The sequence below is a fragment of the Lysobacter olei genome (assembly GCF_054777355.1).
This window is the reverse complement of sequence record NZ_BAAHAT010000003.1, coordinates 224,229-247,134: the sequence shown is the minus strand read 5'-3', so window position 1 is coordinate 247,134 and position 22,906 is coordinate 224,229. Positions and strand designations below refer to the sequence as shown.

Genomic DNA, 22,906 nt, shown 5'->3' with positions numbered 1-22,906 from the left:
GCGGGCGGCGCAGGCTTGAGTGGGCTGCGTCGGGCATGGCCGGACTCACGCCTCGTCCGACAATAGCCCGGTGCCCGTATCGGCCAGCCGTCGCGCAAGTGCCAGCGCCGTGTCGTCGGGGATCTGCCTCAGGGTTTCGCCGCTTTCCGCGTCCACCACCGATACGACGATGCGACGCGCGTCCTGGTCCACGCGGAAGCGCAGCGCCGTGGGCGCACGCGCCTGCGCCAGCGTCTGGTCCAGCTGCCGCTGCAATGCGGCGGCGTCGTGGGCCGTGCGGGCTGGCTGGGCGGCAGCTTCCGCTGGGCTGGCCACGCCCTCGGTGGGCGTGCCCGTGACCCCGCCAGTACCCGGTGCCACACGCGGCAAAGCCCCGGCGCGGGGCGTCGGGGCCAGGACCGCCTCTGCGGCGGTGTGCGGGATGGGTGCTATGCCGTTCATGGCCACTCATCGTTGTAAGCCGCGCAGGGAGGCCGGTGAACCGACCTCCCCGACGGGTGCCACGGGGGTATCAGCGCAGCAGGCTCAGGACACCCTGCGGTGCCTGGTTGGCCTGGGCCAGCATCGCGGTGCCGGCCTGGGTCAGGATCTGCGTACGGGTCAGTTCCGCCGTTTCCTTCGCGAAGTCAGTGTCGCGGATGCGGCTGCGCGACGCGGTCAGGTTCTCGGACGTGGTGTTGAGGTTGGCGATGACCGAGCTGAAGCGGTTCTGGATCGCACCCAGTTCGGCGCGCGAGGAGTTCACTTCGGTCAGGGCCGAATCCATGATGCCGATCGCTTTTTGGGCGCCGGCGAAGCTGGAAACGTCTACATCATCCACTTGCGATGCCGTGGTCGCAGCCACAGTGGGGTTGTTGAAACCGCTTTCGGCCGTGGCCGAGCCGGCAATCACCAGGGCCTTGCCCGCAATCGTCGAGGTCAGCGTGATTTCGTTGCTGCCGGCCCCGCCCACTGAAGCAACCACGCCGGTCTCACTGGTCTTGGCGTTGATCGCCTTCGCGAGCGATGCGGCAAAATCCGCGCCGCCATTGGCGGCATTGGCGGCCACATCCGCGATATCCACATTGTTGATCTTCAGCCCCGCCGAAGCGGTCGCACCGTCCACTGCAGAACCAGTGGTGGCGGCGGCGAAGCTCGTGGCACCCAGAGTGCTCGTCTGCGCGCTGGCGATGGAGTCCACAGTGATCAGCTGACCGGCATTGGCGCCGACCTGGAAGGCCTGGCCGGAGAAGTTGCCGTCCAGCAGCTTGGTGCCGTTGAACTCGGTCTGGCTGGCCACGCGCTGGATTTCGGACTGCAGCTGCGTCACTTCGGCCTGCAGGGCGTCGCGGTCGGACTGCGAGTTCGTCGCATTGGACGACTGCACGGCCAGCTCGCGGATGCGCTGCAGGTTGTTGCCGATCTCGGCCATCGCGCCTTCGGCGGTCTGGGCGAGCGAGATGCCGTCGTTGGCATTGCGGGCGGCCTGGTTCAGGCCACGGATCTGGGTGGTGAAACGCTCGGAAATGGCCAGGCCGGCGGCGTCGTCCTTGGCGCTGTTGATGCGCAGACCCGAGGACAGGCGCTGGATGGTCGTGCCGAGGCTGGCGTTGTTGGCCGCGAGGTTGCGCTGGGAGTTCAGCGACATCACGTTGGTGTTGATCATCGACATGGGTGGTTCACCTCATGGGCGCACCGGATGGGTGCGCCTTCGTAGTGGTTAACGGTAGGTTGCCGAGAAAACTTGAGAGAAAAACGCCAGAAAATCAGCGCAGCAGGCTCAGGACACCCTGCGGTGCCTGGTTGGCCTGGGCCAGCATCGCGGTGCCGGCCTGGGTCAGGATCTGCGTACGGGTCAGTTCCGCCGTTTCCTTCGCGAAGTCAGTGTCGCGGATGCGGCTGCGCGACGCGGTCAGGTTCTCGGACGTGGTGTTGAGGTTGGCGATGACCGAGCTGAAGCGGTTCTGGATCGCACCCAGTTCGGCGCGCGAGGAGTTCACGCCCTTCAGGGCTGCATCCATGATGCCGATGGCCTTCTGGGCGCCTGCGAACGAGGAGACGTCCACGCTGCTCACGAACGTTTCGTCGCCAGCGGCGAGCGCGGTGTTGGTGAACGTACCTCCGGCCAAGGTCGATGCCACTTGATCGCCGATCTTGCCGGACTGCAACGAGCTGATGGTAACCGTGCCGGTCGTGCTGTCGATGGAGGCCACCACGCCGGCTTCGCCGGACTTGGCATTGATTGCGGAGACCAGTGCATTGCCGGCCGCATTGCGACCAGCCAGTGCAGCGTCGGCGGCAGCCGTGCCACCCGTGAAGGTGCCGTCGTTGATCCCGGCAACGTTGATCGCACTGAAGCTGGTGGTCTTGCCGTTCGCCGTGATCGTGAATGCCGCGACGGTTTGCGCATCGACGCCAAACGTTGCGGCATTGCCATCGTCGCTGGGGCCGGCAGCGTTGGCGGCACTATTGCGCTGGTAAGTCGCGTCAGCGAACAGCGTCCCACCCAGCGCACTGGTCTGGGCATTGGCAATGGAGTCGACGCTGATCAACTGACCGGCATTGGCGCCGACCTGGAAGGCTTGGCCAGAGAAATTGCCGTCCAGCAGCTTGGTGCCGTTGAACTCGGTCTGGCTGGCCACGCGCTGGATTTCAGCCTGAAGCTGGGTCACTTCGGCCTGCAGGGCGTCGCGGTCGGACTGCGAGTTCGTCGCGTTGGACGACTGCACGGCCAGCTCGCGGATGCGCTGCAGGTTGTTGCCAATCTCGGCCATCGCGCCTTCGGCGGTCTGGGCCAGCGAGATGCCGTCGTTGGCATTGCGGGCGGCCTGGTTCAGGCCGCGGATCTGGGTGGTGAAACGCTCGGAAATGGCCAGGCCGGCGGCGTCGTCCTTGGCGCTGTTGATGCGCAGACCCGAGGACAGGCGCTGGATGGTCGTGCCGAGGCTGGCGTTGTTGGCCGCGAGGTTGCGCTGGGAGTTCAGCGACATCACGTTGGTGTTGATCATCGACATGGGTAGTTCACCTCATGGGCGCACCGATGGGTGCGCCTTCACTGTGATTAACGGCGTGGCTCAGGGGTTATTGAGCCCGTGCGTTGGCCGGGAGGATCAGCGCAGCAGGCTCAGGACACCCTGCGGTGCCTGGTTGGCCTGAGCCAGCATCGCGGTGCCGGCCTGGGTCAGGATCTGCGTGCGGGTCAGTTCCGCCGTTTCCTTCGCGAAGTCGGTGTCGCGGATGCGGCTGCGCGACGCGGTCAGGTTCTCGGACGTGGTGTTGAGGTTGGCGATGACCGAGCTGAAGCGGTTCTGGATCGCACCCAGTTCGGCACGGGAGGAGTTCACTTCGGTCAGGGCCGAATCCATGATGCCGATGGCCTTCTGTGCGCCGGCAAAGGTGGAGATGTTCACGTCGTCGGTCTGGGAGGCGGTCGTCGCCGCCGTGCTTGCCACGGTCAGGCCCGAGTTTGTGATGGTGCCGCCCACAGCGGTCGCGGTACCGGCCTTCAGTGACTGCAGGGTCACGCCGTTGCTGCCGTTGGCGACGGCGAACACACCGCTCTCGCCCGACTGCTTGTTGATGGCGGCAGCCAGCTTGGCCGCGCCGGCGGCATCGGCAGTGACCGTCACGTCTTCAATGGTCTTGCCGTTGATGGTCAGGCCGGACACGGTGCCGGCGGTGACCGCGTTACCGGCCACATCGGCGGCAAAATTGGTGCTGCCCAGCGCGCTGGTCTGCGCACTGGCAATGGAGTCCACGGTGATCAGCTGACCGGCATTGGCGCCGACCTGGAAGGCCTGGCCGGAGAAGTTGCCGTCCAGCAGCTTGGTGCCGTTGAACTCGGTCTGGCTGGCCACGCGCTGGATTTCGGACTGCAGCTGCGTCACTTCGGCCTGCAGGGCGTCGCGGTCGGACTGCGAGTTCGTCGCATTGGACGACTGCACGGCCAGTTCGCGGATGCGCTGCAGGTTGTTGCCGATCTCGGCCATCGCGCCTTCGGCGGTCTGGGCGAGCGAGATGCCGTCGTTGGCATTGCGGGCCGCCTGGTTCAGGCCACGGATTTGGGTGGTGAAACGCTCGGAGATGGCCAGCCCGGCGGCGTCGTCCTTGGCGCTGTTGATGCGCAGGCCCGAGGACAGGCGCTGGATGGTGGTGCCGAGGCTGGAATTGTTGGCCGCGAGGTTACGCTGCGAGTTCAGCGACATCACGTTGGTGTTGATCATCGACATTGCATTTGTCTCCTGGGTAGCGATGCCGGCGCGGGTCAGGGCGTTGCCGGTAGGTTCCGCAGGGGTTTGCCGTTCGATTCGGCCCTGTCCTCTGCTGGGCTAACTAACGGCGTTGTCAAGAGGATCTTTAGCGCGATGTCGATTTTTTTGAACTGCGGCTCAAAGCTTGCTGAACAACGACATGCCCTGCGCCTGCAGGATCGTCTTCTGCGCGGCTTCCAACGCCACCATCTGCAGGTTGAGCCGGCTGATGGCCTCGGCGTAGTCGGTGTCCCGCAACGTGGACAGCGACTCGGCCAGCGACACTTCCTGCAGTCCGCGGTCGTCGTTGGCGGTGTCGATGTTGGCCAAGCGCCCGCCCACGTCCGAGCGCAACGCCAGCATGTGGTCCTGGGCCGTTGCGATGTCGGCGATGGCGCTGCCAAATGCATTGGCGCGTTTCGCATTGTCCGAGGCCGTGGTGCCGGGCACGGCCAGCGCATCGGCCAGCGCCTGAAGCGTCGCAAATACGTCCTGGTTGGGTGCGGGCTGCACGGTGAACGTATCACCGGCCGCGGGCGTGCCGATCACGCGGAATTCCACGCCCAGTCCCGCCGAAGCCGGCGGCACCGCAGCACCGGCGGTCCAGCTGCCGGTAACGGCCGGGCTGAGCGCATTGCCCGCGCCGTCCACCACTTCATAGGCGTCAGGTGCGGTGAAGCGCAGCGTGAGCGCCGCGCCGCCCCAGTTGGCCGCATCCGTGACCTGTGCGGTCTGTAGCAGGCCGCTGCCGGTGTTGGTGCTGGCGGCCGTGCCGCGTACCAGTCCGTCGCCGGTCCGCACGCGCACGAACACGGCGCTGCCAGGATCGCCATCGGTAATCGTGACATCGGGTGCCACGTCCACGCGGTTGCGTCCGTCGTCGCCGTGGTAGGCCACGGTGCCGGCGTTGTCCACGAACGGCGTGACGCCATCGCGCGTGCCGGCAAACAGGCGGCGGCCGTTGCCATCGTCGCGATTGGCGATGTCCAGCAGGTTCTGCCGCAGCTGCAGCACCTCCGCGGCAATGGCCTTGCGGTCGGCGGACGACAGTGCCGCGCTGTTGGCCTGGATGGCCAGCTCGCGTGCGCGGGTGAGGTTGTCGTTGGCGTCCTGCAGGGCGTTTTCATGCAGGCGCAAGCGGTGGTCGACGCGATCGGCGTTGCGGCCAAACTGCGCCAGCGCCTCCTGCACATGGTCCAACCGCTGCGCGGTGGCCATGCCGATGGGGTCGTCCTTGGCCTGCGTGAGCTTGGTGCCGCTGGTGAGCTGCTGCTGCGTGCGGGCGATGTCGGCCTGGCGTGCGAGCAGGCTGCTCAGGCCCTGCATGTGCAGGCTTTCGGTGGACAGGCGAACGGTCATGGGGGCTCTCCTTCGCGGCGTCAGCGGCGCACGGCGCCGAGCAGGGACTGGAACATGGTGTCGGCCGTGGCGATCACCTGCGCGGCGGCCTGGTAGGCCTGCTGGAAGCGCAGCATGTTGGCCGCCTCTTCGTCCAGGTTCACGCCCGAAACGGATTCGCGCTCGGCCACCACCTGGTCGTGGATGGCCTGCTGGGCATTGAGGTTGAGCTCGGCATGCCGGGCGCCGCTGCCCACGCGCGCGGTGAGCTGGGTCATGGCCGCGGTGACGTCCAACCGGCCGCCGTCCAGTACGTCCTGATCATCCACTGCCGCGAGCAGGCGCGCATTGGCATTGTCGGACGAACGCGGACCCGTGCGTCCCAGCGTGATTTCATCGCCCGCCGTCGGCGCGCCGTTGAGCACCAGTGACCAGCCGGCGCCGGTAATCGTGTCCCCGGGGGTATAGGCCACGGGTGCGCCGCCATCAATGCTGTAGGTGTTGGCATCGATGAAGCTGATGGTGGCGCCGCTGAACGACGCGAACGCCGTCGCATCGGTGATGCGCGCGGTGCCGCCGGTCACGTTGCCCAGATTGCCGCTGTCCAGTCCCACGGTCATGGGGGCGGCCGCCGCGATCTTGCTCGGATCCGTCAGTGCCACCTCGATCCCGGCGGCGGCATTCGCCGTCGGCCGCAGCAGGAAGCGATCTCCGGCTGCTGCGGTGTTCGACACCACCAGCTCCACGCCATCCACGCGCAGGGGATCGGCCGCGGAGCCCGTTCCCGTCACGCTGACGGCCTGCCCGTTCTCGGCCCGGATCGCGCTCCAGTTGGCGCCGTCAAAGCGCAGCACCAGGTCGTGGCCGGTCAACGCACCGACATCGGCCACGCGTGTCGTGAAGCTGGCGTTGCCCGTGTTGGCCGCATGGTCGTTGATGTGCGGCGCGGGCACGTTGAAGAAGTCGCTGCCCGCGGCACCGGTGTAATCCACGCCTCCCCGCTGCACCGCGTTGAACGTTTCGGCGAACGCGGTGGCCAGGCGCCCGAGTTCGGCGCGTGCCGGGTCAAGCGTGCCGCTGCGAAATTCCAGCAGCCCGCCAATTTCGCCGGACACCGCGCCCTGCGGCAACGCGATCGTGCCGCCGGGCGTCTGCAGCGCCAGTTGCATCCGGTCGGCCTGGTACGGATCGGGGGTGGTGGTCAGCGGCATCGCCTTGGTGCCCAGCACCATCGGCTGGCCGCCGGCCGTGAAGACGTTGAGTGCGCCGTCGTCCTGCAGCACGGCCGTGCCACCGACCAATGCCGAGAGCTGGCCCACGCGCAGTTCACGCTGGTCCAGCAGGTCGGGGGCGACGTTGGCACCCGCGGAGATGATGTCGCGGTTCAGCAGTGCGACTTCGCCCGCCAGCTGGTTGGCGGCGGTGACCTGGCCTTGCAGGCGCGCCTCGGTATCGGCACCCACCTGGGCCAGGTGGCTGTCGAGCGTGCGCCAGCGCGTGGCGAGTTGCTCGCCGGTGGTCAGCAATTGGTTGCGCGCGGCCGCCGATGTGGGATCGGCGACGACCCCCTTGGCCGCACTGAAGAACGCCGACCAGCTCGTGGCCAAGCCGGTGGTGGGGTTGGAGACCAGCTTGTCCACTCGCGAGGACAGGTCGGCCAACTGGGTCAGCCGCCCCAGTTCCCCGTTGCTGTCCACTTGCCGGGCGAACACCAGGCCGTCGGCCAGCCGTTGCAGCCGCGCCACGTCGACACCGTTGCCGATGGCCAACTGGCTCGCGCTATACCCGGGTCGCGCTTCCAGTTCCACGCGCTGGCGGCTGTAGCCCGGCGTGGCCGCGTTGGCCACATTGTGACTCACGGTGGAAAGCGCTCGCTGGAAGGCGAGAAGGGCGGAGCTGCCGGTGGAAAGTACGTCGGCCATGGTCGTCAGCCCCGGGTGGTGGTCGGCAGCGCGTCAAGCGCGCGGCGCAGCGTGGCGCCATTGGCAATGGCGGAAATCTTCGCGGCGTAGCTCGGGTCGGTGGCGTAGCCCGCCGACTGCAGCGCCGAGGCAAAACGGTGCACGTCCTCGCCGGTACCGCGCGCGCCGGCGTAACGTGGCCCCTGCAGCAGGCGCGCGTAATCGGCGAAGCTCTCCGCGGGCGAGCCGTAGGCGCGGAAGTTGGCGCGTTCTTTCACGCGCACGCCCCCCACGAATTCATGCGTGGCCGCGCTGACGCGCGCGCCACCCCACGAGCGCCCGGCCTTGATCCCGAACAGGTTGTGCGACGTCACGTCGCCACCCGCCCCGACCAGTCGGCGTCCCCAGCCCGTTTCGAGTGCGGCCTGTGCGACGAGGGCCTTCGCCGGCACGCCCAGTTCTTCAGCGGCCTTGCGTGCGTGCGGCCAGACCGAGCGCACGAACGCCTCGGGGCTGCTGCAGTCCAGGGGCGCGGCGGGGTCGCAGACCGCCTCGGTGCCGGTGGTCGCCAACGGCGGTGCCAGCGTCGCCGCCGGAATGGCGGCCATCGACACGCCGCTGTGGCTCGGTGCGAGGGCCAGACTGCCGTCCGCGGACAAAGGCATTGGCGCCACCGCCGGCGTCGACAGCGGCAGCCCGGCAGGCGCGCCGATGGCCGCAGGCAACGGCATGGGCGCACCCGGCGCAGCGGGCGCGGGCGTGGTGCCCATGCTGCGTTCCAGCTGCTGGATGATCATCGGCGCCAGCCCGAGGCCCCGGCCCTTGGCCAGTTCCTTCGCCAACTGCTGGTCGTACATCTCGCGGTAGGTCGTGTTGTCGCCGCCCAGCGGGTCGCCGAAGCTCGCGCTGCGCATGGACTTGATCATCATGTGCGCGAACTGCGTTTCCAGTTCGCGCGCCGCCTTCTCGATGCGCTCGCGCGACGCGCCCGTAGGGGGCGTCAGCGGCAGGCCAGCGGTGGAAGGCAGCGTGATCATGTTCAGATCACCTCAAGCTCGGCCCGCAGCGCGCCGGCGCGCTTCAGCGCCTCCAGGATCGCGACGATGTCACCCGGCGCCGCGCCCACGGCATTGACCGCACGCACGATGGCTTCCAGCGACGTGCCGCCCTTGAACATGAACATGCGGCCGCCATCTTGGCGCACGTCGACGGTGGACTGCGGCACCACCGCCGTGCGCCCGTTGCCGAAGGGCTCCGGCTGGCTGACCTGCGTGGCCTCTACGATGGACACCGTCAGCGAGCCGTGCGCCACCGCCGCCGGCAGCACGCTCACCTGGCCGCCCATCACCACGGTGCCAGTGCGCGAATTGACGATGACCTTGGCCGCCGCGGCGCCCGGCGCCACGTCCATGGATTCGAGTTGCGCAAGGAAGGCGATGCGATCGCCGGCCGGCGGCATCACTTCAATCGTGACGCCGTCCAGCGCACGCGCACGGCCGGCGCCGAAGGCGCCATCGATGGCCGACACGATCCGTGCGGCGGTGGTGAAGTCGGCCCGGTGCAGGTTCAGCGTCACAGGGCCCGCCTGTGCGCTGCCCGGCACGGCGCGCTCCACGATGGCGCCGTTGGGGATGTTGCCGCCGTTGGGCGCATTGACCGAGATCCGCGAACCGTCCTTGCCCGACGCGCCAAAGCCGCCGACCACCAGGTTGCCCTGCGCGATCGCATAAACCTGGCCGTCGGCGCCACGCAGCGGCGCCATCAGCAGGCTGCCGCCGCGCAATGAGCCGGCATTGCCGATCGACGACACGGTCACGTCGATGGACTGGCCGGGCTTGGCGAACGCCGGCAGCTCGGCATGGATCGCCACCGCGGCCACGTTCTTCAACTGCGGGTTGACGCTCGGCGGAATGCTGACGCCCAACTGGTCGAGCATCGACTTCAGGCTCTGCACCGTGAACGGCGTCTGGCTGGTGCGGTCGCCGCTGCCGTCCAGGCCCACCACCAGGCCGTAGCCCACCAGCGGGTTGCCGCGGACGCCGGCCACCTGGGCCAGGTCCTTGATGCGCTCGGCGTGCGCCGTGGGCAGCGCCAAGGCGGCGAGGGCGGCAATGAGCAGGCTGGATAGAATGCGCATGGGTCGCCTCAGTAGGGGAATGCGGCGGAATTGAAGAAGCGTCCCAGCCAGCCCATGGCGTTGGAGCGGGCCAGCGTGCCGCGCCCGCCATAGACGATGCGCGCATCGCCCACCCGGTCGGAGGTGATGCGGTTATCAGGACCGATATCGGCGATGCGGACGATGCCTTGAACTTGCACCACCTCGTCGCCCTGGTTCAGGCGCACGCGCTTCTCGCCGCCCACCAGCAGGTTGCCGTTGCCCAGGGCCTGCAGCACGCGCACGGTGACGTTGCCGTCCAGCTCGTTGCTCTGGGTCGAGTTGCCGTTGCCGTCAAAGCCGCGGCTGCCTTCGATTTCCGCCTGCAACACCGGCTTGCCATTGAGCGTCACGCCCTGGCCGAAAATCGTGGGCGCGGCGATGCCGATGCTGCTGTCCTTGGCGACACTGGTCTTCGCGGCGGTGCGCGCGCTGGTGCTTTCCACCAGCACGATGGTGAGCAGGTCGCCCACCTCGCGCGCCTTGTTGTCCTGGAACAACCGCAGGCCGCTGCCACCTGCATAGATCGAGCCGGCCGAAGCGGCCGCGGGCGCCGCGACCGCGGCCGGCGCAGCCAACTCGGCCGGCGCCACCGGCGGCGCGAACGTGCGCACGTCGCCCATCGTGGCGGCGCAGCCGGCCAGCAGGGGCAGGGTGAGCAGGGCGGACAGGGCAAGGCGCTTCATGGCGGTCACAGCTGGTTGTTGAGGTAGGCCAGCATCTGGTCCGTGGTCGAGATCGCCTTGGCGTTGGTCTCGTAGGCGCGCTGGGTCTCGATCATCGACACCAGCTCTTCCACCACGTTGACGTTGGAGCCTTCCAGCGCGCCCTGCACCAGCCGGCCCACGCCGCCGGTGCCCGGGGCGCCGCCCTGCGCCGGGCCACTGGCGCCGGTCTCCAGGTACAGGTTGCCGCCGATGGCCTGCAGGCCAGCTGGGTTCACGAAGTCGGTCAGGGTCAGCGCGCCGACCTGCACCGATTCGGCTTGCCCGGCCACCTGCACGCTGACCGTGCCGTCGGCCGCGATGGACACGCTCTGCGCGCCCTCGGGGATCTGCAGGCCCGGCTGCACCGGGTAGCCTTCGCCCGTGACCAGCTCGCCCTGGGCGTTGATCTGGAAGCTGCCGTCGCGGGTATACGCGCTGCTGCCGTCGGGCATCAGCACTTCAAAGAAGCCGCGGCCGTTGATCGCCACGTCCAGCGCGTTGCCGGTCTGGGCCAGGTTGCCTTGCGCATGCTGCTTGGCGGTCGTGGCCACGCGCACGCCCGTGCCGACCTGCAGGCCGGTGGGCAACTGCGTCTGCTCGGACGAGGCACCGCCGGGCTGGCGCACGGTCTGGTACAGCAGGTCCTCGAAACTGGCCCGGTCGCGCTTGAAGCCCGTCGTGCCCACGTTGGCGAGGTTGTTGGAGATGACCGCCATGCGCGTCTGCTGCGCATCGAGGCCGGTCTTGGCGATCCACAGGGCCTGGGTCATGGCAAATCCTCAGTCATCATCAGTCAGGGTCAGCGCGTCGACAGCAGGGCGTTGGCGGCGCGGGCGTTCTCATCACCGGTATGCAAGACCCGTACCTGCATCTCGAACTGTCGAGAGAGTTGGATCATTGACACCAGCATCGCGGTGCCATCGACGTTGCTGCCTTCCAGCGCGCCGGCCACCAGGGACGGGCCGTTGGCGGCGGGCGGGGTGGTCCCCGGCGCCGGGCGCATCAGCCCATCGTCGCCGCGCACCAGCGCGTCGGTGCGGGCCTGGACCACGTTCAGCCGGCCGACCGTGGTCAGCGTGGACGCCGGCTGGCCCTGCGGCACGATCGACACCGTGCCGTCGGCACCGATGTCCAGCGACTGGTGCGGCGGCACCGCCATGGGCGCGCCACCGGCATCCAGCACCGGCAATCCTGTGCCCGTCACCAGCATCCCGTTCGGCGTCAGCCGCAGGTCACCGGCGCGGGTGTAGGCCACGCCGCCGGCCGGGTCCTGCACCGCCAGCCAGCGGTCCTGCTGCAGCGCCACGTCCAGCGGATTGCCCGTGTTGGTCACCGCGCCGTCGGCATCGCTGACCCCAAAGGTGCGGCTGGACGCCGCCACCCGCGAGGCCAGGCCCGGACCCGTCACCGGCACCGCCACGGTGCCGTTGAGCGTGGCCTGGAAGCCCACGGTGTTGGTGTTGGCCAGGTTGTGCGAGACCGCCGCCTGCGTGCGCAGCGTGGTGCTGGCACCGGTCATCGCGACATACAGGCTCTTGTCCATGGCGGCTCAGCCCCGGTCTTAGCGGATGTTGATCACGGTCTGCGTGATCTGGTCCTGGGTGGAGATCATCTGCGCGTTGGCCTGGAAGTTGCGCTGCGCGGTGATCATGTTGACCAGCTGCTCGGTCAGGTTGACGTTGGACGCTTCCAGCGCGCCGCCCTGCACCAGGCCGAACTCCGAGGTGCCGGCCGGCCCGCGGCGCGGCTGCCCGGAGTCGAAGGTTTCGGCCCAGGTGTTGTCGCCCAATGCCTGCAAGCCCTGCGGATTGTTGAAGGTGGTCAGCGCCACCTGGCCCAGCGGGTTGGCCACGCCATTGCTGTAGCGCGCCAGCACCACGCCTTCCTTCGACACTTCGATGCCGGTCAGGCGGCCGGTCGCATACCCGTCCTGGCTCAGAGAGAACACGCTGAACGCGTTGCCGTATTGCGTCGACTGGCCCATGTCCAGCGTCATCGTCATCGGCGCGGCGCCGTTGGTCGGGGTGAACGCCGGCATCGCGATCTGGCCATTGGCCGGCGAGAGCATCGCGCCCGTGTTGGAGTACTGCACCAGGTTGGGGCCGGCCGCGGCGCCGCCGTCCATCTGCGTGTACACCTCCCACTCGTTCGGGTTGGCGGTCTTCACGTAATAGACGGACTGCGTGTGGCTTGCGCCCAGCGAGTCGTACACGGTCAGCGAGGTGGTGTGGTTGTAGGTGTTCGGGTCGGTCGCGTCGAACGGCGTGACCGACGGCACCGCCGCATCGGCGGGCAGGTTGGTGCTCACCGTCGACAGCGTGGTCGCATTCGGCGCCGAGTCGCCCGTGACCAGCTGCAGGTCGCCCATGCGGCCCGTGTCGAAGCCCGCGCCATTGGCGTTGGGCAGGAACACCTGCAGGCGATGGCCCGCCGGGTTGACCACGTAACCATCGCGGTCCGCACCAAAGTTGCCGGCGCGCGAGTAGGTGGTGGCACCACCGTTGGACATGGTGAAGAAGCCTTCGCCGGTCAGTGCCATGTCCAGCGCGCGGCCAGTGACGTCGACGTTGCCCTGGTCGAACTGCTGCGCGACTTGGGCCAGGCGCACGCCGGCACCGATCGCATTCTTCGACAGGCCATAGGCCGACGCCGGGAACACGTCACCGAACTCCGCGCGCGACTGCTTGAAGCCGGTCGTGTTGGCATTGGCGATGTTGTGCGAGGTGACGTTGAGGTCAGAACTGGCGGCGTTCATGCCGCTGAGGGCGATGCGGAAACTCATGCGGGCTGCTCCTGGGTGGTGGCGATGTCGCCGTCGTTGTGGGGTGTCCGGATCAGCCGATCCGGCGGACCGAGCCCAGCGCGAAACCGCCGAGTCCGGAGAGGTTGAGGGTCAGGCCGGAGGCTTCGATGGACACGCTGTCCACGCGCGCGGCCAGGCGCACCGGCAATGCGGCGGCGTTGTCGCCAATGCCGCTGCCGGCCTTGATCGAATATGCGCCCGCCGCCACCGGCCGGCCGGCGTCGTCGCGGCCGTCCCACTGCCACGCCACGGGGCCTTCGCCCGAGGCCTGCACGGTGCGTCGCGCCACGCGCTGTCCGTTGGCGTCGAGGATGTCGACCTGGATCGTGCCCGCCCCTTCGGCAACGACTTCGCCGCGCAGCGAGCCTTCGCCCGAATACTGGAATGCGTTGGCATCGACCAGCGCCTCGCGGCCCACGAGGGCGGCGGCACGCAGTGTCTGGTCGGACTCCATGACGCTGGCCATCGCGCCCATCGCCGAGTTCATCTGCTCGATGCCCTGCACCGTGGAGAACTGCGCCAGCTGGGCGAGGAACTGCTGGCCTTCCAGCGGCTTCAGCGGGTCCTGGTTCTTCATCTGCTCCGTCATCAGGCGCAGGAAGTCCGCCTGGCCCATGCCGTTGGAGCGGGCTTTGTCCGCGTTGCCGGCCAGGCCGAACGCGGCGTAGGGGTTGTCATTGCTGGTGGAAGCGATTGCGCTCATGGCGTCCGGGGCTCCGAGGGGCCGAAAGATCAGCGGCCCATGGCCAGGGTGGCCTGGGCGAGTTCGCGGGCGGTGTTGAAGACCTCGACGTTGGCCTGGTAGCTGCGCGAGGCCGAGATCATGTCCACCATCTGAGCCACCGGGTCGACGTTGGGCGCGTAGACGTAGCCCTTGTCGTCGGCCAGCGGATGGCCGGGTTCATAGCGCTGCACCGGCGCGGCCGTGCTCTGCACCACCTCGGTGACCTGCACGCCCGACAGGCCGGGCTGCCCGTCCACCTGCTGGGCCTGAAACACCGGCATGCGGGCGCGGAAGGTGTCTTCCGGCTTGCCGGCCACCGAGTCCGCGTTGGCCAGGTTGCTGGCGATCGTGCTCAGGCGCACCGACTGCGCGTTCATCGCCGAGCCGGCGACGTCGAAGATGGGAAGGTTGCTCATGGCTCAGGTCCCCCGGGCCTTATTGGCCGGTGATGGCGGTCAGCATCGAGCGCACCTTCGACTCGATGAAGGAAAGCGAGGCGCGGTACTCCAGCGCCGCCTGGCCGAAGGCGGCCTTCTCGCGGTCGCCGTCCACGGTGTTGCCGTCCAGGCTGGGCTGGCTGGAGGCGCGTTCATAACGGGCGACGGCCCCGGCCTGGGTGATGCCGTCCCCCGGGCCAGGCTGCATGGCGGCCTGCAGAGCCCGGTTGAAGTCCAGGTCCTGGGCTTTGTAATTAGGGGTGTCCGCGTTGGCCAGGTTGGCCGACAGCAACTGCAGCCGCTGCTCGCGCAAGGCGAGGGCGGTGCCGTGGATGCCCAGGAAACTCGAGGTTGGCTCGGCCATGACTGGCCTCCGTCAGGAATTCGACAGAGACCAAGCAAGCGGCGTGCCACGGCCGCCCCCGACGGGCGGCGCGGCCGGTCAGGCCATCGACATCAACCGCTGCTGGATCCGCTCCGAAAGCTCCTGTTCGGAGTACTTCGGCACGAAATCGTCGGCGCCCACCCGCTCCACCATCGCGTGGTTGAAGACGCCGGACAGCGAGGTATGCAGCAGGACGTACAGGTCGCGCAGGACCGGGTGGCGACGGATTTCCGTCGTCAGGGTGTACCCGTCCATGGCCGGCATCTCGATGTCGGAGATGACCATCGCGTAGCGCTCCAGCGGCGAGCGGCCGGCATCGACCATCTGCAGCAGGTGGTCCAGTGCCTGGCGGCCGTCGTTCAGCAGGTTGGCGGTCAGCCCCATCTGCTCCAGCACCAACCGGATCTGGTTGCGCGCCACTCGCGAGTCGTCCACCACCAGCACTTCGCGCGGGCCGTCGGGCATGCCGTCCGGCAGTGCCGACACCCCCAGGGCATCGCTGGTCCGGGGGATCGCCTCGGCCAGTACGCTTTCCACGTCCACCAGCTGGATCAGCTCCCCGTTGTAGCGGGTCACGCCCGTCAGCGAGCGGCAATCCCCGCCAAAATCCGGCGGCGGCAGCACGTCCTCCACGGCGATGTTGACGATGCGGTCCACGCCCGACACCAGGAAGCCCTGCACCGACCGGTTGAACTCGGTCACCACCAGGTACATCGGCTCCGGCGCATCGACCGGGGTGCCATGGCCAATGGCCCGCGCCAGGTCCAGCACGGGCACCGTCCGGCCGCGCACGTCCGCGGCGCCGGCAAAGGCCGCCGGCAGCTGCGGCAACGTGAACAGGGGCGGCCGGGGAATGACCTCCTGCACCTTGAAGACGTTGACGCCAAAAAGCTGACGCGTCCCCAGCCGGAACAGCAGCAGCGCGAGCCGGTTGTGGCCGGCCAGGCGGGTACGTTGGTCGATGCGGTCCAGAAGGTCACGGCTCATGCCCGGGTTGACGGCGCCCGTCGCGCAATCTTGAGCCCCGCGACGCCCCCGCGGCGGCACGCCCCTTGCTTGATGGTCGGCAGCCAACCCTGGCCGAACCCAACGGGCTGTCCGTGCGACCACTGATCCTGCTGCTGTCCCTTTGCCTTGCCGCCACCGCGGCGGCGGGCGGCTGGGAGTCGCACGCACGCATCCGCGATGCCGCCGCGGCGGCACTCGGCGGGCGTGTCGCGCCGCAGGACGTCCAGGTCGACCCCGACTTGCGCCTGGCGGCCTGCACCAAGCCGCTGGCCGCGGCCGCGGCCGCCGCGCGCTCGGTCGAGGTCCGCTGCCCGGACAGCCCCGGCTGGCGCACGTTCGTCCCCCTGAGATTGAAGGAGGAAGCCGCTGTCGTTGTCCTCACCCGGGCCGTCCGGGCCGGCCAGCCGCTGGGGCCGGATGATCTGACCGTGCAGCACCGCGACGTGGCTGCCGTCGCCGGGACACCGTTTGTCGAGGCCACGGGGCTGGCGGGCCGCGTCCCGCGCCGCGGCCTGCCTGCCGGCGCCGTACTCACCGAGCAGGCCCTGGCCAGCGAGGTCATGTTCCGGCGGGGCGACCCCGTCGTGCTGGTATCGCGCCTGGGCGGCATCGAAGTCCGCGCCGAGGGGAGGGCGTTGGGCAACGCCACCGCCGGTGGTACGGTGTCGGTCGAAAATCTGGCCAGCCGCCGCATTGTCCGCGGCCGGGCCACTGCCAGCGGGGAGGTCGAAGTCCTGCGCTGAACCGCCGCCGACGTGGGTCAAACGGGGGCTAAAGTTCCCCCGCGTATGGCCGTTAGGGTGTTCGAGCCCAGAAAACAGGACGACAGTCACATGACTTCCAGGATCGATGCCAACCCGGTGCCCAGCGCACGGCCGGTAGACCCGGCCCAGGGCAGCACCGTGTCCCGCGCCGGCAACGAACGCAGCGCGCCCGTCGTGGCCGCCGCCCCGGCCGAAAGCCTGCGCCTGACCGGCGAAGCCGAAGGCCTGATGGCGCTGGAGCGCCAGATGGGCGGCGCGCCGGCCGGATTGGACCTGGCCAAGGTCGAGTCCGTACGTGCGGCCATCGCCAACGGCAGCTACCGCGTGGATCCGCAGGCCATCGCCGACCGCATGCTGGACCTCGACGCGGCGCTGGGTGGCTGACATGGGCACGGCCGTGCATCCGCTGGACGCACTCGAGCAGGCACTGAATGCCGAGCGCCAGGCATTGCTTGACCGCGATGCCGAACGCCTGCTGGATTCCACCCAGGCCAAGTTGCGCGCCCTGCGCTCCATTGAAGCGCTGGCGCTGGACGACGATGCCCCGGCCCGCGTGCTCGCGCTGAGCGAGCTCAACCAGGCCAACGCGGCGCTGCTCTCGCGCCGTCGCCGCGAGCTCAACTGGGCCCTGCGCCACCTCGGCATGACCGAGGGCGGTAACGTGTACGATGCAGCCGGAAGGGTGGGCATGCGCCCCCAGCTGCGTAGTCTCGGTACCGGATGAATGAACCCCTGCAGCCTGCCATGATCCCCTCGGGCGTGGAGCCCGCCTGGATCCTGTCCCAACTTGATCGTGCCGCACTGCTGTTGGACGACGGCGGCGCGGTGATCCATGCCAACCCGGCCGCCTACCAGTTGCGCGTGCGGCTGCCCGCGCAGGGCGACAAGGCGTTCGCCGTCCTCGTGTCCAGCCTGCCCACCGCCGCCTGGGACGCTGCCCGCCAGGGCCAGCGCTGGAACGGCCGCGTGAGTATCGAGGCGGCCGGCGTGACGCTCGCCGCGACCCTCGCCCGCCAACCCAGGCCGGCGGACGGCGTTTACCTCGCCACGTTCCACGAAAACGGCAACGGCAACGGCAACGGCAACGATGCCCGCGTACGTGCGGGTGAGCCGCCCTTTGCGCTGTCCCGCGAGCAGCTCCAGCAGTCCGAGAAAATGGCCTCGATTGGCCAGCTTGCTGCTGGCGTCGCGCACGAGATCAACAACCCCATCGGCTACGTCCATTCCAACCTCGGCACCCTGCAGGGTTACGTGGAAGGCTTGTTGAACATGCTCGACGCGCATGAGCGCGCACTCGCGTCCGGCGACATGATCGCCGCGCGCTCCAGCATCCTCGTCCTGCGTGATCGGCTGGACATCGACTTCATCATCAACGACGTGCCCAAGCTGCTGGCCGAATCGCGCGAGGGCATCGAGCGCGTGTGCAAGATCGTGCAGGACCTCAAGGAGTTCTCGCACGCCGGCCACAACGAGCCCATGCGCCTGGCCGACCTGCACCGCGGCCTGGAATCGACGATCAACATCGTCTGGAACGACCTCAAGTACAAAGTGCGGATGGAGAAGCACTACGGCGAGCTGCCGCTGGTGGAATGCCGCATCTCCGAGATCAACCAGGTGCTGCTCAACCTGCTGCTCAACGCCGGCCAGGCCATCGAGGAAAGCGGCACCATCACCGTCGCCACCGGCACCGAGGGCGATGAGGCGTGGATCAGCATCGCCGACACCGGCTGTGGCATCCCGCCGGACGCGCTGCCCCGCATCTTCGATCCGTTCTACACCTCCAAGCCCATCGGCCGCGGTACCGGCATTGGACTGGCGGTGGCCTACGGCATCATTACCCGCCACCACGGACGCATTGAAGTGCGCAGCCGTGTGGGCGTGGGCAGCATGTTCCGGGTGGTGTTGCCGGTGCACCAGCCCGAAGCGGCCCCCGCCGAGGCCTGAGCCCGGCGCTCAGGCGCGTTCCGTGCCGCGGGCCGCGCGGTTGCGTTCGAAGTTGGCGAACGCATCCTGGATGTGCCCGCGCAGTTCCTCGTCGTTCCAGGGCTTGACCAGGAAGCGGTAGATCGCGCCGCGGTTGATCGCCTCGGTGATCGTCGCCAGGTCGGTGTAGCCCGACAGCACCAGCCGCACCGTGTCCGGGTACAGGTCGCGCACCCGCGACAGGAACTCGGTGCCCGGCATGTCGGCCATGCGCTGGTCGGACACGATCACCTGCGGCCGGTGGCTGGCCAGCAGGTCGAAGGCCTCGCGCACCGTATTGGCGGTGAGAATGCGATAACCGTCGCGCCGGAACAGGCGCGCCAGCGAACGCAGCACGTTTTCCTCGTCGTCCAGCAGCAGCAGCGTCCGCTCCGACTGCGGCGTGGCAAACGCCTCCTGCAGCAGGTGCCGCTTGCGGATCAGTTCGTCCAGGGCCTCCGCGGGCTGCGGCGGGCACAGCACGTAACCCTGCAACAGGTCGCACTGGCTGCTGCGCAGGAACGCCAGTTCGGCCTCGCTGCCCACGCCCTTGGCAATCACCTTCATGCCCAGCTGGTGGCCGAGCGCGATGATGCCGCGCACGATCGCCGCGCTGCGCGGGTTGCTCGCCACGCTGTGGATGAAGCTGCGGTCGATCTTGATGTGGTCGATGGGGTAATGCGACAGCGCATTGAGCCCCACGCCGCTTACGCCGAAGTCCTGGATCGTGAGGGTGATGCCCAGCTTGTGCAGGCCCTCCAGCGATTGCAGCACCCGGCGCGCGTCCAGGGTCAGGGCGCTTTCGCCGATCTCCAGTTCCAGGCGCTGTCCGTCCAGACCATGCTGGTGCAGCAGTGCGCCGATGCGGTCCACGCAGTCGGCCTGCTGCAGCAGGCCGTCGGGCACGTGGATGGCCAGGTCCAGGTATTCCAGTCCGCGCTCGCGCCAGCTGGCAATCTGGCGCACGGCCTCGCCCACCACCCACCACGCCATGTGCGTGGTCAGGCCCACGCGCTCCACGGTGTCCAGGAACGCGTGGGGCTGCAGCACCCCATGCGTCGGGCTGTGCCAGCGCAGCAGCGCACTGAAGCCGGAGATGCTGCCGTCGCTGGCGGCCACGCGCGGCTGGTAGTACAGGCGGAATTCGCCGCGGTCCAGCGCCTCCACGATCCGGTTGGCATCGGCATCGTCGGGCCGCTCGCGCGGGACCGGTCGGGCGTACATGCCGATTCCGGCCAGTCCCAGTTCCTTGGTGTGGCGTCGCGCCTCGTCCGCGCGCGCCAGCAGGCTGGCGGCATCGGTGGCGTGGTCCGGGTAGATCGCGATGCCGGTGAACAGCCTCACCGGGAACGTATACGGCGGCAAGGACAAGGGCGCCTGGAACGCCTCGTGCAACCGCTCGGCCAAAGCCGCGCCGTCCAGTTCGCCCGGCAGGTAGCCAATGCCCGCCAGGAATTCGTCGCTGGACAGCCGCCACAACCAGCTTTCGGCGGGCATCGCCGCGCGCAGCCGCTGCGCGATCGCCGCCAGTGCCTGGTCGCCCACGTCCTCGCCCATGTTGACGTTGATCAGGCGGAACATGTCCACGTCGATGTGGAGCAATGCGATGCGGCGGCCCGTGGCGCCCGCCGCCGCAATCGCCGCCGTCAGGCTGGGGCCGTTGGCACCCAGCCGGAACAGGCCGGTCACCGGATCGACCGGCGTCCCGCTGCTGAAGCCGTACCCTTGTGGCACCGGGGTCCCGCGTCAGTCCTGCGCGCCGCGGCCCGCGGGCTTGGGCATGCTGCCGAAATCGCCTTCCGCCTGCGCGGCCAGATAGGCGAACACCGCGTAGGCGGCCACGTTCTGCGCCAACGCCTGCGGGTCGATCTTGTCGAACGTGTCGTCGGGCGTGTGGTGCAGGTCGAAATAGTCACTGCCGTCCTGCGCCAGCCGCGCCCACGCCAGCCCCTCGGCCGCGAACGGACTGATGTCCGGCCCGGGGCCGCCTTCGCCCGGCGCATGCGCGATACCCAGCGGCGCCAGTGCGGCCGCGATCTGGCGGTCGGCTTCCTGCGCGTACTCAGGCGCCGCGCTGGAGTAGGCGTAGATGCGGCCCGCGCCGAAGTCGCTCTCGGCCGCGATCTGGTGGCGACGCACGGCCTTCGCATGCTGCTGCGCATACGCCTTGCCGCCGTACAGACCTTGTTCCTCGTTGGCGAACGCCACGACGCGGATGCTGCGCGCCGGGGCCTTCGGCAACTGGCCAATCAGGGCGCCGGCCGCCATCGTCAGGCCCACGCCGGCGCCGTCGTCCACCGCACCGGTGCCCAGGTCCCAGGAATCCAGGTGGCCGCCGATCAGCACGACCTCCTCGGGGTGCTTGCTGCCACGGATCTCGCCAATCACGTTGTAAGAAGTGGCCGTGCCGGTCCAGCCGCAGTCCAGGTGCATCCGCACGCGCTGCGCCCCGCGTTGCAGCAGGCGCGCCAACTGGTCCGCATCGGGCACGGACAGCGCGGCCGCCGGGATGGGCGTCAGGCCCTCTTCGAAGCGGGTGATGCCGGTATGCGGCTGGCGGTGGGTGTCCGTGCCCGCGGATCGCATCAGGAATCCGGCCGCCCCCTTGGTGATCGCGACGGACGGCCCGCGGCTGCGCACGCGCGAGCCCGGACCATAACCGCTGCCGTCGCGGGCGCGTTCCATTCGGTAGTCGACGAAGGCGATCTTGCCAGCCAGCGACCCCACTGGCGCCGCTTCCAGCGCCGCCAGGTCAGCAAACCGCACCACCTCGGCCTCCACCGTGCCACCGGGACTGCCGCCCAGAGCGGTCAACGTCAGCGGCTGCGCGTGTGCGCCCAATACCTGTGCCTGCTCGGCGCGGCGCTCCCATTTGGGGAAGGTCACCGGCTCGACCCAGACCTTGTCATAGCCCAGCTCGCGGAACTTGGCCTGCGCCCAGGCCACCGCACGCGCGTCGCCTTCGCTGCCGGCCATGCGCGGGCCGACTTCGGTCGTCAACGACTCGGTGACCCGGTAGCCGAGGTCGCTGGCCAGCGCGGTCTCGCGCAGCGTGCCGGCCACTGTCATCGCCGATTCGGGAATGCGGGTGGTGCGTTGCGCGGCGTCGACCGCCATGGGGAGCAGGGTGGCCGTGGCCAGCACCATGCCAATGGCCGCAGACAGAACGCGCATTCCAATACCTCGGTTCAAGGATGAGTCCGCGAGCGTAGCAATCCTTGTTGCCCGTGGTGTGTGCCACCGGTCATGCCACGGCGGGCAGGACCGGTGCGTTGGCCGGATTACTTGCGCAGCGCGTCGCGGATGTCACGCAGCAGCAGCACTTCCTCGCTCGGGCCGGTCGGCGCCACGGGGGCCGGCTTGCGCGCCCGGTTGTAGGCCTTCAGGAACAGGAAGATGACCATCGCGATCAGCAGGAAGTCGATCATGGTCTGCAGGAACATGCCGTACTTGACCGCGACTTCCGCGGCGACCTCCTTGCCCGCCGCATCCAGTTGCGCCGGACTGATCACATACTTCCAGTCGCTAACGCTGACGCCACCCGTGGCCGCGCCCACCAGCGGCATCACGATGCCGTCCACCATCGCGGTGACGATCTTGCCGAACGCCGCGCCGATGACCACGCCGACCGCCAGGTCGACCACGTTGCCGCGCGCGATGAATTCCTTGAATTCGCTGACCATGCCCATGGACCGATCCCCTTCTGTCGTTGGTATGCCGAGTGGCGTGCGGCGACTATAGCGTGGCCGCCGCGGGCGGGAGGACGCGGCCTTCCAGCGTCACCACCCCGTCCAGCGAGGCGACGAAGGTGTCGCCCACCTGCAGCGGACCCACCCCGGCGGGCGTGCCCATGAACACCAGGTCGCCGGCCTTCAGTACGAACAGCTTGGACAGCTCGTGCAGGATCTCCGGCACCGTCCAGATCAGGTCGGACAGCGCGCCCTGCTGGCGCACCGCCCCGTTGATGGTCAGGGTCAGGCCGCGGTCGGCCAGCCCGGACACCTCGGCGACCGGCACGATGGCACTGATCGGCGCGGAGTCGTCGAACGCCTTGCCGGTGTCCCACGGCAGGCCCTTGGCCTTGGCCGCGCCCTGCAGGTCGCGGCGGGTCAGGTCCAGGCCGACTGCGTAGCCGTACACCAACGCCTCGGCGTGGGCCGGGTCGAGCACGCCCGCCGGCGCGTCTTGGCCCAGCGCCACCACCAGCTCCACTTCATGGTGCAGGTCCTGCGTGCCGCGGGCGTAGGGCACCTGGCCATCCAGCACCAGGGCGTCCGCCGGCTTGCAGAAAAACACCGGCTGGCCGCGTTCGGCCGGGGAGGCGGGCACTGCGGCACCCATCTCGCGGGCATGGTCGGCGAAGTTGCGGCCGACGCAGAAGATGCGGCGGACCGGGAACGTGGCGGACACCTGCCCGCCGAGGCGGACCGGGACGCGCGGGATGGCCGGCGCCGGAATGACGTCGCTCATGGGGGTCTCGCGAAGGTAGGAAA

At 68.9% G+C, this 22,906-nt stretch carries 24 protein-coding genes; 4 read left to right on the top strand and 20 right to left on the bottom strand.

Annotated elements, in window-relative coordinates; all coding sequences use genetic code 11:
• Positions 1-45 precede the first annotated feature (45 nt).
• The 16 genes from ACYVBS_RS06055 to ACYVBS_RS05980 form a co-directional block, all read right to left on the bottom strand.
• Complete coding sequence (locus ACYVBS_RS06055; RefSeq protein WP_460822465.1) at positions 46-441, bottom strand: flagellar protein FlaG; 396 nt, start codon at positions 439-441, stop codon at positions 46-48.
• 70 nt (positions 442-511) lie between these two features.
• Complete coding sequence (locus tag ACYVBS_RS06050; protein WP_460822464.1) at positions 512-1,651, bottom strand: flagellin; 1,140 nt, start codon at positions 1,649-1,651, stop codon at positions 512-514.
• Between the two features lie 94 nt (positions 1,652-1,745).
• A complete protein-coding gene (locus ACYVBS_RS06045) occupies positions 1,746-2,993 on the bottom strand; it encodes a flagellin (protein ID WP_460822462.1) in 1,248 nt (415 codons plus the stop codon).
• A 96-nt stretch (positions 2,994-3,089) separates the two neighbouring features.
• Positions 3,090-4,208, bottom strand: coding sequence for a flagellin (locus ACYVBS_RS06040; RefSeq protein WP_460822461.1), 1,119 nt, complete (start codon positions 4,206-4,208; stop codon positions 3,090-3,092).
• 159 nt (positions 4,209-4,367) lie between these two features.
• A complete protein-coding gene (gene flgL / locus ACYVBS_RS06035) occupies positions 4,368-5,588 on the bottom strand; it encodes a flagellar hook-associated protein FlgL (protein WP_460822460.1) in 1,221 nt (406 codons plus the stop codon).
• Between the two features lie 20 nt (positions 5,589-5,608).
• Positions 5,609-7,489 carry a flagellar hook-associated protein FlgK gene (gene flgK, locus ACYVBS_RS06030; RefSeq protein WP_460822459.1) on the bottom strand — a complete coding sequence of 627 codons (1,881 nt, stop codon included), beginning with the start codon at positions 7,487-7,489 and terminating at the stop codon, positions 5,609-5,611.
• Between the two features lie 5 nt (positions 7,490-7,494).
• Positions 7,495-8,505, bottom strand: coding sequence for a flagellar assembly peptidoglycan hydrolase FlgJ (flgJ, locus tag ACYVBS_RS06025; protein WP_460822457.1), 1,011 nt, complete (start codon positions 8,503-8,505; stop codon positions 7,495-7,497).
• A 2-nt stretch (positions 8,506-8,507) separates the two neighbouring features.
• The gene (locus ACYVBS_RS06020) at positions 8,508-9,605 is read right to left on the bottom strand and encodes a flagellar basal body P-ring protein FlgI (RefSeq protein WP_460822455.1); all 1,098 of its coding nucleotides are present in this window, start codon (positions 9,603-9,605) and stop codon (positions 8,508-8,510) included.
• Positions 9,606-9,613: 8 nt separating this feature from the next.
• A complete protein-coding gene (gene flgH, locus ACYVBS_RS06015) occupies positions 9,614-10,309 on the bottom strand; it encodes a flagellar basal body L-ring protein FlgH (protein WP_460822454.1) in 696 nt (231 codons plus the stop codon).
• 5 nt (positions 10,310-10,314) lie between these two features.
• Positions 10,315-11,100: a flagellar basal-body rod protein FlgG gene (flgG, locus tag ACYVBS_RS06010; RefSeq protein WP_460822453.1), complete on the bottom strand. Its 786-nt coding sequence runs from the start codon at positions 11,098-11,100 to the stop codon at positions 10,315-10,317.
• 29 nt (positions 11,101-11,129) lie between these two features.
• Positions 11,130-11,873 (bottom strand): flagellar basal body rod protein FlgF, encoded by a 744-nt coding sequence (locus ACYVBS_RS06005; protein ID WP_460822451.1) that lies wholly within the window; start codon positions 11,871-11,873, stop codon positions 11,130-11,132.
• Between the two features lie 18 nt (positions 11,874-11,891).
• Positions 11,892-13,112, bottom strand: a complete 1,221-nt coding sequence (flgE, locus tag ACYVBS_RS06000) for a flagellar hook protein FlgE (protein ID WP_460822450.1) — start codon at positions 13,110-13,112, stop codon at positions 11,892-11,894.
• A 52-nt stretch (positions 13,113-13,164) separates the two neighbouring features.
• Positions 13,165-13,836: a flagellar hook assembly protein FlgD gene (locus ACYVBS_RS05995; RefSeq protein WP_460822449.1), complete on the bottom strand. Its 672-nt coding sequence runs from the start codon at positions 13,834-13,836 to the stop codon at positions 13,165-13,167.
• A gap of 29 nt (positions 13,837-13,865) precedes the next feature.
• On the bottom strand, positions 13,866-14,273 hold the full coding sequence (gene flgC / locus ACYVBS_RS05990) for a flagellar basal body rod protein FlgC (protein ID WP_460822447.1): 408 nt from the start codon (positions 14,271-14,273) through the stop codon (positions 13,866-13,868).
• 19 nt (positions 14,274-14,292) lie between these two features.
• A complete protein-coding gene (gene flgB, locus ACYVBS_RS05985) occupies positions 14,293-14,658 on the bottom strand; it encodes a flagellar basal body rod protein FlgB (RefSeq protein WP_460822446.1) in 366 nt (121 codons plus the stop codon).
• A 78-nt stretch (positions 14,659-14,736) separates the two neighbouring features.
• Positions 14,737-15,666 carry a chemotaxis protein gene (locus tag ACYVBS_RS05980; RefSeq protein ID WP_460822444.1) on the bottom strand — a complete coding sequence of 310 codons (930 nt, stop codon included), beginning with the start codon at positions 15,664-15,666 and terminating at the stop codon, positions 14,737-14,739.
• Between the two features lie 113 nt (positions 15,667-15,779).
• Here ACYVBS_RS05980 and flgA point away from each other — a divergent pair, with 113 nt between their 5' ends.
• The 4 genes from flgA (at position 15,780) to ACYVBS_RS05960 (ending at position 18,395) form a co-directional block, all read left to right on the top strand.
• The gene (gene flgA, locus ACYVBS_RS05975; RefSeq protein ID WP_460822443.1) at positions 15,780-16,430 is read left to right on the top strand and encodes a flagellar basal body P-ring formation chaperone FlgA; all 651 of its coding nucleotides are present in this window, start codon (positions 15,780-15,782) and stop codon (positions 16,428-16,430) included.
• Positions 16,431-16,520: 90 nt separating this feature from the next.
• Positions 16,521-16,835: a flagellar biosynthesis anti-sigma factor FlgM gene (flgM, locus tag ACYVBS_RS05970; protein ID WP_460822442.1), complete on the top strand. Its 315-nt coding sequence runs from the start codon at positions 16,521-16,523 to the stop codon at positions 16,833-16,835.
• Position 16,836: 1 nt separating this feature from the next.
• Positions 16,837-17,175, top strand: coding sequence for a flagellar protein FlgN (locus tag ACYVBS_RS05965; protein WP_460822440.1), 339 nt, complete (start codon positions 16,837-16,839; stop codon positions 17,173-17,175).
• Positions 17,172-18,395 (top strand): ATP-binding protein, encoded by a 1,224-nt coding sequence (locus tag ACYVBS_RS05960; RefSeq protein WP_460822438.1) that lies wholly within the window; start codon positions 17,172-17,174, stop codon positions 18,393-18,395. The genes ACYVBS_RS05965 and ACYVBS_RS05960 overlap by 4 nt, the downstream gene beginning before the upstream one ends.
• A gap of 9 nt (positions 18,396-18,404) precedes the next feature.
• Here ACYVBS_RS05960 and ACYVBS_RS05955 read toward each other — a convergent pair whose 3' ends face one another.
• From ACYVBS_RS05955 to ACYVBS_RS05940, 4 genes are all read right to left on the bottom strand, one after another.
• A complete protein-coding gene (locus ACYVBS_RS05955) occupies positions 18,405-20,147 on the bottom strand; it encodes an EAL domain-containing protein (RefSeq protein WP_460822437.1) in 1,743 nt (580 codons plus the stop codon).
• 12 nt (positions 20,148-20,159) lie between these two features.
• Complete coding sequence (locus tag ACYVBS_RS05950; protein ID WP_460822435.1) at positions 20,160-21,587, bottom strand: M28 family peptidase; 1,428 nt, start codon at positions 21,585-21,587, stop codon at positions 20,160-20,162.
• A 107-nt stretch (positions 21,588-21,694) separates the two neighbouring features.
• A complete protein-coding gene (mscL, locus tag ACYVBS_RS05945; protein ID WP_460822434.1) occupies positions 21,695-22,102 on the bottom strand; it encodes a large-conductance mechanosensitive channel protein MscL in 408 nt (135 codons plus the stop codon).
• A gap of 46 nt (positions 22,103-22,148) precedes the next feature.
• Entirely contained in the window at positions 22,149-22,883 is a 735-nt protein-coding gene (locus tag ACYVBS_RS05940; protein WP_460822433.1) for a fumarylacetoacetate hydrolase family protein, read from the bottom strand.
• Between the last annotated feature and the right edge of the window lie 23 nt (positions 22,884-22,906).